Origin of the sequence: Streptomyces corynorhini, assembly GCF_003346515.1 — a bacterium.
Taxonomy (GTDB): domain Bacteria; phylum Actinomycetota; class Actinomycetes; order Streptomycetales; family Streptomycetaceae; genus Streptomyces; species Streptomyces corynorhini.
Genome location: NZ_QQNA01000007.1, coordinates 1 through 12,525, shown reverse-complemented (window position 1 = coordinate 12,525; position 12,525 = coordinate 1). Strand labels below are relative to the sequence as shown.

General features: G+C 69.8%; 11 protein-coding genes and 1 pseudogene. 5 read left to right on the top strand and 7 right to left on the bottom strand.

Annotated features, from left to right (window positions below; translation table 11 throughout):
• The coding region (locus DVH02_RS01670; RefSeq protein WP_456113483.1) for a primosomal protein N' family DNA-binding protein at window positions 1–295 on the bottom strand (295 nt) is incomplete at its 3' end.
• A 222-nt stretch (window positions 296–517) separates the two neighbouring features.
• Between DVH02_RS01670 and DVH02_RS01665 the strand changes: the two genes are divergently transcribed.
• From DVH02_RS01665 to DVH02_RS01645, 5 genes and pseudogenes are all read left to right on the top strand, one after another.
• On the top strand, window positions 518–1,789 hold the full coding sequence (locus DVH02_RS01665) for a helix-turn-helix domain-containing protein (RefSeq protein ID WP_114621858.1): 1,272 nt from the start codon (window positions 518–520) through the stop codon (window positions 1,787–1,789).
• Window positions 1,790–1,841: 52 nt separating this feature from the next.
• Complete coding sequence (locus DVH02_RS01660) at window positions 1,842–2,600, top strand: toll/interleukin-1 receptor domain-containing protein (RefSeq protein ID WP_114621857.1); 759 nt, start codon at window positions 1,842–1,844, stop codon at window positions 2,598–2,600.
• Window positions 2,597–4,612: an nSTAND3 domain-containing NTPase gene (locus DVH02_RS01655; protein ID WP_114621856.1), complete on the top strand. Its 2,016-nt coding sequence runs from the start codon at window positions 2,597–2,599 to the stop codon at window positions 4,610–4,612. Before DVH02_RS01660 ends, DVH02_RS01655 begins: the two co-directional genes overlap by 4 nt.
• Entirely contained in the window at window positions 4,609–5,787 is a 1,179-nt protein-coding gene (locus DVH02_RS01650) for a hypothetical protein (protein ID WP_114621855.1), read from the top strand. Before DVH02_RS01655 ends, DVH02_RS01650 begins: the two co-directional genes overlap by 4 nt.
• A 144-nt stretch (window positions 5,788–5,931) precedes the next feature.
• Window positions 5,932–6,876, top strand: a pseudogene (locus DVH02_RS01645) (transposase); the annotation flags it as partial.
• A gap of 134 nt (window positions 6,877–7,010) precedes the next feature.
• Here the strand turns inward: DVH02_RS01645 and metK are convergent.
• The 6 genes from metK to pyrF all read right to left on the bottom strand — a co-directional run bounded on the left by metK (window position 7,011) and on the right by pyrF (window position 12,448).
• Window positions 7,011–8,219 (bottom strand): methionine adenosyltransferase, encoded by a 1,209-nt coding sequence (gene metK, locus DVH02_RS01640; RefSeq protein WP_114621854.1) that lies wholly within the window; start codon window positions 8,217–8,219, stop codon window positions 7,011–7,013.
• 377 nt (window positions 8,220–8,596) lie between these two features.
• On the bottom strand, window positions 8,597–9,820 hold the full coding sequence (coaBC, locus tag DVH02_RS01635; RefSeq protein WP_114621859.1) for a bifunctional phosphopantothenoylcysteine decarboxylase/phosphopantothenate--cysteine ligase CoaBC: 1,224 nt from the start codon (window positions 9,818–9,820) through the stop codon (window positions 8,597–8,599).
• A 246-nt stretch (window positions 9,821–10,066) separates the two neighbouring features.
• Window positions 10,067–10,339, bottom strand: coding sequence for a DNA-directed RNA polymerase subunit omega (gene rpoZ, locus DVH02_RS01630; protein WP_003970369.1), 273 nt, complete (start codon window positions 10,337–10,339; stop codon window positions 10,067–10,069).
• A 125-nt stretch (window positions 10,340–10,464) separates the two neighbouring features.
• Complete coding sequence (gmk, locus tag DVH02_RS01625) at window positions 10,465–11,028, bottom strand: guanylate kinase (protein ID WP_114621853.1); 564 nt, start codon at window positions 11,026–11,028, stop codon at window positions 10,465–10,467.
• A gap of 38 nt (window positions 11,029–11,066) precedes the next feature.
• A complete protein-coding gene (locus DVH02_RS01620; RefSeq protein WP_114621852.1) occupies window positions 11,067–11,390 on the bottom strand; it encodes an integration host factor in 324 nt (107 codons plus the stop codon).
• A 257-nt stretch (window positions 11,391–11,647) separates the two neighbouring features.
• Entirely contained in the window at window positions 11,648–12,448 is an 801-nt protein-coding gene (pyrF, locus tag DVH02_RS01615) for an orotidine-5'-phosphate decarboxylase (protein ID WP_114621851.1), read from the bottom strand.
• Window positions 12,449–12,525: the final 77 nt, after the last annotated feature.

Below are 12,525 nucleotides of genomic sequence, written 5' to 3'. Positions count from 1 at the left end.
GCCCCCCACGCACCCGGTGCGCCCCGGCCCCGAACCGCACCCGCACCCGCACGCCCGGCTGCGCCGCCTCGTCCAGCTCCTCGGGCACGGCGTAGTCGAAGAACTGGTCGAGGTGCAGCACCCCCTTGTTCACCACGACCCGCGCCACCGGCAACTCCCCCGCCAGCGCGGCCCCCCGCCACGTCTTCGGCTTGGCCCGCGGCACCTTCGCCTTGCGCACGCTCTCCCGAATCAGCGCAAGCTGCTCCGGCCCACCCCCGGCGGGCTCCCCGGACTGCTTGTCGTCGCTGCTCACAGCCTCATACCTACCAGATGCCACGGACAGTGCCGCGCCCGCGCGGTTCTCGTCCCCGCGGGGTGACGCGACGGGGAAGGTCCATCGGGCCACAGGCCAACTGGAAACGGGAAACCCGCAAGGCCGTCTTGCCGCCATGACCTCGCTCGCACGACGCTGGCAGACGACGACGGACGGCTGACCGAGCCGCCGGGTCAGAAAAATCGACAAGGGGGAACCCACGTGCTGGAACAGCCCTCCACCTTCGGCAGCAAACTGCGGGAGGCGCGATTGGCGAGCGGTGTGAAACTCGTCGAACTCGCCCGGCGCATCCACTACAGCAAGAGTCAGCTCAGCAAGGTCGAAACGGGACACCAACGCCCCGGCGCGGAGCTGGCCCGTCTCTGTGACGCGGCGCTGGGCCAGCGGGGCGCGCTAATCGCTCTCGTACCGAAGACCCGGCGCGGCGAGAAGTCCGCCGTCTCCAGCGATCATCCCTTGCCTTCGTCGTGGGCTCCTCCCGGGCGACGGCAGGTGCTGGGAGTGGGCGCCGGCTCCTTGCTCGCGGCGGCGACCCCGGCCTCGGCTCTGCCTGCGACGGCCCTGGCGGACAGCTCGCTCCTCGATGCGTCCGCAGCGCTGTTCGACCAGTTCCGCAGGCTGGGGCAGACCGCGCCGCCGGGCGCCGTCCTGCCCGCCCTGGCGGAGCAGACCCGCACGCTGCGCGCGCTCGCCGCCCGTAGTGGTCCCCGCACCGGCCGTGGACTGCTCACCCTGTGCGCCCGCTACGCCGAGTTCGCCGGGTGGATGGCGCAGGAGGCCGGCGCGGACACCGCCGCGCTGCGCTGGACAGAGTACGCGGTGGAGCTGAGCGCCGAGTCCGACGACGCGAGCCTCGCCTCGTACGCCTTGGTGCGCAGAGGGCTGGTGGCCTACTACCGGGGCGACGCCACGGACACGATCGACCTGGCCAGAGGCGCGCGGGCGAACCGGCTGCCGTACCGCGTCCGTGGTCTCGCCGCCCAACGAGAGGCTCAGGGGTACGCGCTCGCCGGGGACAGGACAGCCTGCCTGCATGCCCTGGACCAGGCGCGTGAGCTGCTCGACAGAGCGGAGACGGAGCAGGGAACCGCAGGGCCGGTCATCGGTACGACCCATCTGCGCGACCCAGTGGCGATGATCACCGGCTGGTGCCTGCTCGACCTGGGCCAACCCCGCCGGGCGGCGCAGATCCTGGACGAGGAGATCGAACGAATCCCGGCGAAGGCCTTGCGGACACAGGCGCGTTACGGCGCGAGGCGGGCACTCGCGCACGCGTTGACCGGGGAGATCGACCGTGCCTGCGCGCACACCCGCGAGCTGCTGAGCACGGCGCACACCGTGGCGTCCGCGACCATCGCCCAGGACCTCCGCAGGCTCTCGCGCACCCTGGGCCGCCACCCGAGGAATCCAGCCGTACGGGAGCTGGCGCCCCTGCTGACGTTCGCGCTCTCCCCCACGGCACTCGCACTTTAGGGCGCGCAGCCGTCACGAAGCACCACACACCGGACGAGAGGACCAGCACGCCATGACCCATGTCTTCATCAACTACCGCACCCACGACGGGGAAGAGACCGCGGTCGCCCTCGAACAGGCCCTCACCCGGCGCTTCGGCGAGGGACGGATCTTCCGGGCCAGCTCGTCCATCAAGCCCGGCCAACTCTTCGATGAAAAGTTACTGACCAATGTCGCGAACAGCTCCGTGCTGGTCGCGGTGATCGGCAGGCACTGGGCCGAGTCGCCCCAGCTGCACGAGCGCGGCGACTGGGTGCGCAAGGAGATCCTTGAGGCATTCCGCAGCACGGTCACGGTGATGCCCGTCCTGGTCGGCCGCGAGACCGAGCGGTTGCGGGCCTCGGCGCTGCCTAGTGTGCTGCGCAAACTGGCCCGGCTCCAGTCCTTCCGATACGACACGCAGAACGCGGAGTACGACCTGCGGCGGATCGGGGACGAGCTGGCGGTGGAGGTCCCGGCTCTGGCCGAGGCGGAAGCGGCGCTGGCGCGGCAGCGGCAGCCGGCGGAGCCTGGCTCCGTGCACAACACCATGGGGTCGAACAGCGGCGGCACCAACGTCCAGACCAGGGACATCACCGGTGATATCGGGGGGATCGGCGGCACGGTCATCAGAGAGTCCAACGGCCCCCTGCACACCGGACCGGGCGATCAGCACCACCACGAGCCCCGACTGACGGGCGACGGGTCGTCCTACGTAGCCGGGGACCAGCACGACGGCGGGAACCGGAACACGTTCGGCGACGTTCGCCGTCGGCGGGACGACGATCGATGACCGAGACGACCACACGGATCGACGACGCATACGGACCAACGCACACAGGAGCGGGTCCACAGCACAACCACTACTATCCGGGCGGACTGTCGGAGGACTCGAAGGGCCGGACGCCCCGGGTGATCGCGGAGGCCGAACTGCGCTGGCTGCGAAAGCGCTTCGTGGAGCCGGAGGGCTTCGCCGACGCACTCGCGACCTTGGAACAACACCATCTCGTCCTGCTCGACGGCACCCCTGGGGACGGGCGGACGGCGACCGCCCGTGTCCTGCTGCAGAAGCTCGCCCCCGCCGGGCACACGATGCACGAACTGTTGCTGGAGAAGGACGACGCGGATTCCTCGCGCCTGCTGGACCCCGAACTGATCGAGGACGAGGGTCGGCTGCTGCTCGATCTCTCCGACAAGGACGACCGGTGGTGGAGGACCGTACAGGCAGAACTCTCCGCGTTTCGAGCGGCGCTGCCGGGCAGACGGGCCGCACTGGTGGTGGTGCTGCCCCACAAGGTACAGAGCCTCGTCGCCTCCGAAAGGTCGGAGCTGTACCAGGAGATCGCCCGTGCGCCGGACCAGGAACTCGACATCATCAAGAAGCACATGCGTGCAGGCCGACTCGATCCGACGTCCGCTGATTCCGGTTCCCCCGCACTGACGGAGTTTCTGGAGCGCAGGCCCAGGCCCGCGCTCTCCGAATTGGGCAGATTCTCGCAGTACGTGTGCCGTGCGGCGGGAGAGGACCCACGGCTGCCCTTCGCGACCTGGTGCACCCGGGCACTCGTGGCCCTGGACGGGCAGTCGGAAGAGGCGAAGTTCCGTTTGCGCGACACGACCAAGGGCGCGTCACGGGCCCTCCTGGTGGCAACGGCGATGCTGCACGAGGCACGCAGCGACGCCGTGCACCGGGCGGCCGCCCTCCTGCACACCGCGGTCGATCCGGAGCTACGGACCCGGCACGCCCTGCGCCACCGGCCGCTCACCGAACGCCTCGACGACATCGAGGCGGACGTCGACGCCGAGACCCGGGTCAGGTTCCGCGTGTTCGAGCTGGACGCGGCTGTTCGCACCCGGGTCTGGCACGATTTCCCCGATCTGAGGGACGCTCTGCGCGACTGGGTCGGCGAGATTCTGAAACTGACCGAACTGGAGGAACCGGAAAGGGAAGCTCTGGTCGAACGGTTCGCGACGGAGTGTCTCGCCTGCCGTCGCCCCGACGATCTGCTCACCCTCTCGCGACGGTGGACCCGTACCTCCGACGAGCCCCAGCTCCTCGCGGCGGCCCGCGCCCTCCGGCACGGCTTGAAGAACCGCGAGTTCGGCCGACTGTTCCGTGGGAACATCTACGACTGGGCGCTGGACTGGCGCCTCTCCCCGGCGCAGCGGCGGGTGCTCGTCGACGTCTGCCTGGGCGAAATGGCGGTGCGCCATCCGTACCAGGCTCTGGTGCGCCTGCACCATCTCGCCCGGCGGGAGAGGACGACCCACCACGCGCGCGACGCCCTGGCGGAACTCCTCAAGAACGACCACCGGCTGCGCCGCCGGATGCTGAACCGCCTCACCAGTACCTCCCCCTCCCATCTGGATGCGGACACCGCTCTCTTCCTCTCCCTCAGCGAGCCGGGACCGCTCGGGGCTCCCGGTTCCCGTTCCCAGCCCCTCATCGCGGAGTCCGCAGTGCAGCGCGATCTCATCACGGGGTGGGCCAGGGTGTTCCGTGACCTTCCGGTGGAGCGTTGGACGCCGGGGGTCCATACCTGGCTGGACGCGGCCCGCGGGGAGCTCTGGGACGGGGATGCGTTCCTCCATGTGCTGGTGAAGGCATGCGAAGGGCGTGGCGACCGGCTCGGGCTGCTCAATCTCGCCAGGCGCCGCTGGGCCGTCGCACAACCCCCGGGAGACGGCCGCGCCGCCGTTCTGGCCGGACAGTTGCTCGGAATGATCGGCGATGCCCAACGCGCCCGTACCACTGGCGCCCGTCGGGCATCCACGCGGGAGACAACGGAGGCAAGTGCTCCATGACCTCGGGACACAAGACCGTGGCGGTCTTTCTCACTCTCATCTGCGGCCTGGTCCTGACCATCGTCGGCTTCTCGACGCGCTGGCCGGTGTGGGCCTGGCCGGCCGCGGCCCTCGTACTGATCGTGGCGACCGTGCTGGCGGTCCGGCTCACAGTGCGCCGGCAGGACCCCTTCGCCTCGCGGTACCTCCAGGAGCCGGACCGGCCGCTGCCGCCCCTGGAACGCCGTGAGCTGCGGATCACCGGTGTGGCACTGCCCAGTCAGCTCGACGACTACGACTTCCTGCTGTCCGCGACCGTACGCTGGTGCCCGCTGGCCGTCCCGGCCGGATCGCCCCCGGTCAACCAGAGCGGGCTCGCCGTCGAGGCCGTGCTCGCGCGCGCCGGGCGTGTCACCGATGTCCGGCATCCCTCCCGCAGCTCTCTCGTGGAGCACGAGCTGAACGGGGCCCTCGCGACCATGGAGGAAGACGGGGCCGGCCGGGTGCAGGCGATGGCGATGAACATCACCCTCACGCTCGCGGAGGAGGATTCAGTTCGGCTCTCCAAGCTCGCGGCCGTCCGCAAGGACGAGGCCGTGTGGGAGCACGAGCGCAAGTACGAACAGAGCCGTCGCGCCTATCTCGGCGAGGATGTGCTGCGGAACACCGGCAGCGCGGTCGTATGGTGGCTGCACCGCAATGAGGATCGGGTCGACAAGGCAGTCAAGGATCTCGGTCTGCTGGCGCAGCTCACCTCGGCCGCAAACGACGTGGACGTGTCGGAGCGGTTGCGGCATCTCGTACCGCGGCCGTTGCCCCCGCAGGACATGGAGCGGGATCTCGCCGGGGCCGGTCCTGCGGGGTCACCGGCCGGGGAACCGTCGGCAGAGGAGCCGGTCGCGCACGCGCTCGTGGAATTTCTGCGGGTCGCCGGGCTCTCCCCACAGGACGCGACAAGCACCTACGTCGCCGATCTGCTGACGCGAGCATTCGAGCATCTGGACGGGGATCAGTCCGAGCAGATCCGACGGGTCTTCGGAGAACCTTCCTCCTCGTACGACGACCATGACGACTACGACGGCGCGCACCCGGAAGCCGCAGACGCTCCCGAACCCGCCAGGCCATCGGGGTCACATCGGATGAACGGTGCGGGGCCGGGGACAGTACCCCCGCCCGACTCCACCGTTCCTTTCTGATCCGATCTCTTCCCGGCAGACCGTGGCCGTGGGGCGCCCGGACACCGGCAAAGGACGCTGTTGGCTATTCCGAAGCCGGGCGTGACGTCGGCCTTCCAGACCCGGTTGTGGGAAGGCCGACGTTGTCGTGTGGGATGGGTGCGAATGTCGATGCAACCGATGGAATATGGGGAGATTCCGGCAGAGACGGTGCGGGCGGCCAGGGCCGCGTTCCGAAGGGGAGTCTGGCGATCCAGGTGCGGGACGAACTGGGGCCGTTGTTCAGGACGCGGCGTTTGTGGACCTGTTCCCGGTGCGGGGCAAGCCATCCTGGTCGCCGGGCCGACTTGCGCTGGTGCTGGTGTTGCAGTTCGTGGAGGGGCTGACCAACCGGCAAGCTTCGGAGGCGGTCCGGGCCCGGATCGGCGTCAAGTACGCTCTCGGGCTGGAGCTAACCGATCCTGGGTTCGATTTCTCGGTGCTATCAGCGGTCCGGGACCGACTGGTCCAGGCGGATGCGGGGCTACGGGAGTGCTGGACGCAATCCTGTCCGCGGCCCGGGACAAGGGCCTGCTCACCGGCAGTGGAAAGCCCGAACAGATTCCACGCACGTGCTGTCATCGGCACGGGAGCTGTGCTGGCTGGAGTTGGTCGCCGAGACATTGCGTGCCGCGCTGAATGCGCTCGCCGCCGCTCTCCACTGGGTGGTCAAGGCCGCTGAACCGGACTGGTTCAGGCATTAGGCCACCCGTGCCGAAAACTCCCGGTTTCCCAAGGCCCGCACCAAACGGACCGAGGTCGGCCAGCGGATTGGAAGGCACGGGATGCGACTGCTCGAAGCTGTGTTCTCGCCCGGCGCCCCTTCCGGGCTGCGGGCGATGCCGTAGGCGGAAGTACTACGAGAGGTGTGGGTGCAGCACTTCCACATTGTTGACGGCGCGGTGCGGCGACACGCCCCAAAGACCGGCCGCAAGGCGTGAAGCGCCTGGTCAGCCCCTATGACGCGAGGCCCGCACCGGCGCGAGGCGCGACATCTGCTGGGGCGGATACAAGGTCCACCTCACCGAGAGCTGCGGTTCCCGCATCGACGCCCACCTCACAGGCGCAGCGCTCGCCCGCACCCGGACCATTCATTTCGCAGCACTCCGCCCCGCCGATCCAACGATCGGCGGGGCGGAGTCGGGCCCCGAATAATCAACAGCGTCCGACCAAGGTGTCCGGGGCCCCATGGGCGCGACCGAGGATCAGACTCCCGCGGCCTGGCGCAGGGCGTCCACGCGGTCGCGGCGCTCCCAGGTGAACTCGGGGAGTTCGCGGCCGAAGTGGCCGTACGCCGCCGTCTGCGCGTAGATCGGGCGGAGCAGTTCGAGGTCGCGGATGATCGCGGCCGGGCGGAGGTCGAAGACCTCCGAGATGGCCTGCTCGATCTTCTCCGTGTCGACCGTGGCGGTGCCGAAGGTCTCGACGAAGAGGCCGACCGGCTCGGCCTTGCCGATCGCGTAGGCGACCTGGACCTCGCAGCGCGCGGCGAGGCCCGCGGCCACCACGTTCTTGGCGACCCAGCGCATGGCGTAGGCGGCCGAGCGGTCGACCTTGGACGGGTCCTTGCCGGAGAAGGCGCCGCCGCCGTGGCGGGCCATGCCGCCGTACGTGTCGATGATGATCTTGCGGCCGGTGAGTCCGGCGTCGCCCATCGGGCCGCCGATCTCGAAGCGGCCGGTCGGGTTGACCAGCAGGCGGTAGCCCTCGGTGTCCAGCTTGATGCCGTCGTCGACGAGCGCCTTGAGGACGTGCTCGACGACGAACTCGCGCACGTCGGGTGCGAGCAGCGAGTCCAGGTCGATGTCCGAGGCGTGCTGCGAGGAGACGACGACCGTGTCGAGGCGTACCGGCTTGTCGCCGTCGTACTCGATGGTGACCTGGGTCTTGCCGTCGGGGCGCAGGTACGGGATGGTCCCGTTCTTGCGGACCTCCGAGAGACGGCTGGAGAGTCGGTGCGCGAGGTGGATCGGCAGCGGCATCAGCTCGGGGGTCTCGTCACAGGCGTAGCCGAACATCAGCCCCTGGTCACCCGCGCCCTGCTTGTCCAGCTCGTCCTCGTCACCCTCGACCCGCTTCTCGTACGCGGTGTCGACGCCCTGGGCGATGTCGGGCGACTGCGCGCCGATGGAGACCGAGACGCCGCAGGAAGCGCCGTCGAAGCCCTTCTTCGAGGAGTCGTAGCCGATTTCCAGGATCTTGTTCCGCACGAGCTGTGCGATCGGCGCGTAGGCCTTGGTGGTCACCTCTCCGGCGACGTGCACCAGACCGGTGGTGATCAAGGTCTCCACGGCGACCCGGGAGGACGGGTCCTCTTCGAGCAGGGCGTCGAGAATGGTGTCGCTGATCTGGTCAGCGATCTTGTCGGGGTGACCTTCGGTCACGGACTCCGAGGTGAACAGACGGCGGGACACATCGCTCCCTGTGGTTGCAGCGGCTGCTGGCTGATCATTGGCGGACCGGCGGGGGGCTGCGGCCCCGCGACGATCCACGACCACTTTATCGGTCGAATCGGGTCACGGGGGCAAGTGTCTCGATCTGTGGGAGATCCGGCGCCCCGTGGCTCTGGAATTATGGGCCATGGAGAACGCCCCTGCCAGAGGCCCCTACGGCGTTTTCACCGTGTTCCGGGGCGGCTGCCGGACATGTCCCCGGGAGCAGGCCGAAAGCAGCCCGTGCGGGCCGCGCAACACACTGTTCATACGCGCCCCCGCGCCCCCCGCGCCCGAGCCGGGTGCCTGGCGCCGCACCCGTACCCGGGCCCCCGTACCCGGGACGTCGTCCCGGCCGCTCAGCCGGCGTCCCGCGGCGGGGCCGGCAGCCGGTGCGCGACCAGGTCCCACACGGTGTCCGCCAGCGCCTCCTTCGGCCCGTACGGCACCGGCGTCTCGCCGCCGTCCGCCGCCAGCACGACCGCCTCGTTCTCCTCGGCGCCGAACGTCTTGCGCTCCCCGACCTCGTTGACGACCAGCAGGTCACAGCCCTTGCGCCGGAGCTTGTCCCGGCCGTTGGCGAGGACATCGTCCGTCTCGGCGGCGAAACCGACCACCACCTGCCCCGGACGCGCGCGGTCGGCCGCCACCTCGGCCAGGATGTCCGGGTTGCGGACCAGGGCGACGGGCGCGGGCTCCTCGCCGTCCTTCTTCTTGATCTTGCCGGACGCGTACGACAACGGCCGGAAATCAGCCACGGCCGCCGCCATGACCACCGCGTCGGCGTCGGCCGCCGCCTTCAGCACGGCTTCCCGCAGCTGTACGGCGGTCCCCACGTGGACCACGTCGACGCCCGCCGGGTCGGTCATCCCCGTACTGGCCTCCACCAGGGTGACCCGCGCGCCCCGGGCCGCCGCCGTGCGCGCCAGGGCGTACCCCTGCTTCCCCGAGGACCGGTTGCCGAGGTAGCGCACCGGGTCGAGGGGTTCACGCGTACCGCCCGCGCTGATCACCACATGGCGACCGGCCAGGTCGGGCTCCGGCACGCCCCGCGCCAGCACCCGGCGGCAGAGTTCGAAGATCTCCCCCGGGTCCGGCAGCCGCCCCTTGCCGGTGTCCACGCCGGTGAGCCTGCCGACGGCGGGCTCGATGACGACGGCTCCACGGCGGCGCAGCGTCGCCACGTTCTCCCGGGTCGCCGGGTGCTCCCACATCTCGGTGTGCATGGCGGGCGCGAAGACGACCGGACACCTGGCGGTGAGGAGCGTATTGGTCAGCAGGTCGTCGGCGAGCCCGTGCGCGGCTCTGGCGAGCAGGTCGGCGGTGGCCGGGGCGACGACGACCAGGTCGGCGGAGTGCCCGATCCGTACGTGCGGCACCTCGTGGACGTCGGACCAGACCTCGGTGGAGACGGGGTGGCCGGAGAGCGCCGACCAGGTCGCCGCGCCCACGAAGTGCAGGGCGGAGGCGGTCGGTACGACACGTACGTCATGGCCCGATTCGGTGAGCCGCCGCAGCAGCTCGCACGCCTTGTACGCGGCGATGCCGCCCGCGACCCCCAGAACGACCTTCGGCCTGTCCACCGTGTCCCTCTCCTCCGCCGGCCCCGCGAGCACCCGTCCGTCCCGCGAGGATGTGACAGGTCCCATGACACACCACAGGCCCGGCAGTCGCGCTACCGGGCCTGTGGGAAAGATCTGTGCTGTACGAATCCGTGCTGTACGAATCCATGCTGTGCGAATCCGCGCTGTGAAACTCTGTGCTGTGAAAATGTGCTGTGCGAATCCGTGCTGCGAGCAGCCGGGGTGGAAATCCGTGCTGTGGGACGCCTACTGGGCCGGGCCCTCGATGGCCTCGGAGGTCAGCAGACCCGCGTTGATCTCGCGCAGGGCGATCGAGAGCGGCTTCTCGTGGACGTGGGTGTCCACCAGCGGACCGACGTACTCGAGCAGGCCCTCACCGAGCTGCGAGTAGTACGCGTTGATCTGGCGCGCCCGCTTGGCCGCGTAGATCACGAGGCTGTACTTCGAGTCCGTGGCCTCGAGCAGCTCGTCGATCGGCGGGTTGATGATGCCCTCGGGCGTGGTGATGGAAGAGGACACTCTCTTGCCTTCCGAAGAAAATTCAGGGAAAAACAGGTGGTCGCGCACTGCTGCGTACTACGGGATCGCGGGTCGCGGGCCGAGTATTTCGGCGCCGCCCCGGAATCCGGACAGCACACAAAAGATCACGCAACTGACATCAAGGCTAGCAGCTCGCGCGCCACATCCTCGACGGAGGTGTTGACCAGCGTCGTATCGAACTCCGATTCGGCGGCCAGTTCCACCTTCGCGGCCTCCAGTCGGCGCTCGATCACCTCGGCCGACTCGGTGCCGCGACCGGTGAGGCGGCGCACCAGCTCGTCCCAGCTCGGAGGGGCCAGGAAGACCAGCCGGGACTCGGGCATGGACTCCTTGACCTGCCGGGCCCCCTGGAGATCGATCTCCAGGAGTACGGGCTCACCCGCCGCCAGCCGGTCCAGGACCGCCTGACGCGGGGTGCCGTAACGGTTGCCCGCGAACTCCGCCCATTCCAGCAGTTCACCGTTGGCGACCAGCTTGTCGAACTCCTCGTCGGAGACGAAGAAGTACTGGACGCCGTGGCGCTCGCCGGGGCGCGGCTTTCTCGTGGTGGCCGACACCGAGAGCCATACCTCGGGGTGGACCTTGCGCATATGCGCGACGACCGTGCTCTTGCCGACCCCGGAGGGGCCGGAGAGCACGGTCAGCCGCGGTCGTACCTCTGCTGCCATGCAGCGATTATCCAGGTTCCCGGGGGTGCCCGGGAACGTCAGGCGGGCTTACCGCCGAACTCGCGCTCCAGGGAGGCGATCTGGTTGGAGCCGAGACCGCGGACGCGGCGGCTTTCTGAGATGCCGAGCCGCTCCATGATCTGTTTGGCGCGGACCTTGCCCACTCCGGGCAGGGATTCGAGCAGGGCGGAGACCTTCATCTTCCCGATGACGTCGTTCTCCTGGCCCTGCTTGATCACGTCATGAAGCGACGCACCGGAGTGCTTGAGTCGATTCTTGACCTCGGCCCGCTCCCGGCGAGCCGCGGCGGCCTTTTCGAGCGCGGCTGCGCGCTGTTCAGGGGTAAGGGGCGGAAGAGCCACGCCTACGTCACCTCGGATGTCGAACTGTCGGATACGGACCGGTGCGGAACCTGATCGCTCCACACCAGGCGAGCAACGGGCAACGCACTGCACGTTGGCTCTCGACGGAGACTAGCGGCCAAGGCCGCCCGAGTCAGCGAGAACAGACGAAAAGTCCTGGTCAGCATCGATCAGTGGTGACTTTTGAGGCATTTTGCCCAACTTTTTGGACAGGATCCCGGACATCCGTCTTCCCGCTTCACCGGCCACCGGCCTCCTCAGGCCCCGCCGACCGCCGCCCTCACCTCGTCCGCGAAACGCTCCGCGGCGCCCCGCAGGGCCCCGGCGTCGGGACCGTGGCGCAGCACGCCCCGGCTGACGCTCGGCACCACGTTGCCCACCGAGGCGCCGAACAGGCCGGGGAGATCGGCGGGGGTCGCGCCCTGCGCGCCGATGCCGGGGGCCAGCAGCGGCCCGTTGACGGCGAGATCCACCCCGGCGTCGCCGAGCGTCGCGCCGACGACCGCGCCGACCGCGCCCAGCGGCTCGGCGCCCGCGTTCTCCGCCGCGATGTGGCCGAGCATCACCGCGGCCAGGGAGCGGCCGTCGGCGCCGGTGGCGCGCTGTACCTCGGCGCCCTCCGGGTTGGACGTCAGGGCCAGGACGAAGACGCCGCAGCCGGCCGTCCGCGCCGCGTCCAGCGCGGGGCGCAGCGATCCGAAGCCGAGGTACGGGGAGAGGGTCACCGCGTCCGAGAAGAGCGGCGAGGCGGGGTCGAGGTAGGTCGCCGCGTAGGCGCCCATGGTCGAGCCGATGTCGCCGCGCTTGGCGTCCATCAGCACCAGCGCCCCGGCCGACCGTGCCTCCGCGACGGCCTTCTCCAGGACGGCGGTGCCGCGCGAGCCGAAGCGCTCGAAGAAAGCGGACTGCGGCTTGAGCACGGCCACCCGGTCCGCCAGCGCCTCCACCACCGTACGGGTGAAGCGCTCCAGGCCCGCGATGTCGTCGGTCAGCCCCCAGTCCGTGAGCAGCGAGCCGTGCGGGTCGATGCCGACGCAGAGCGGGCCGCGGGTGTCCATCGCGTGCCGCAGCCGGGCACCCCTGCCCCCCTCTGCCCCCTCGGCTCCCTTCGGCGCCCGGCTGCGGCACGCGATGG

Coding starts and splice junctions, on each gene's coding strand:
- DVH02_RS01660 (WP_114621857.1), top strand. CDS start 1,842: ATGACCCATGTCTTCATCAACTACCGCACCCACGACGGGGAAGAGACC.
- DVH02_RS01655 (WP_114621856.1), top strand. CDS start 2,597: ATGACCGAGACGACCACACGGATCGACGACGCATACGGACCAACGCAC.
- DVH02_RS01650 (WP_114621855.1), top strand. CDS start 4,609: ATGACCTCGGGACACAAGACCGTGGCGGTCTTTCTCACTCTCATCTGC.
- gmk (WP_114621853.1), bottom strand. CDS start 11,028: ATGGCAGCAGAGGTACGACCGCGGCTGACCGTGCTCTCCGGCCCCTCC.
- pyrF (WP_114621851.1), bottom strand. CDS start 12,448: ATGGACACCCGCGGCCCGCTCTGCGTCGGCATCGACCCGCACGGCTCG.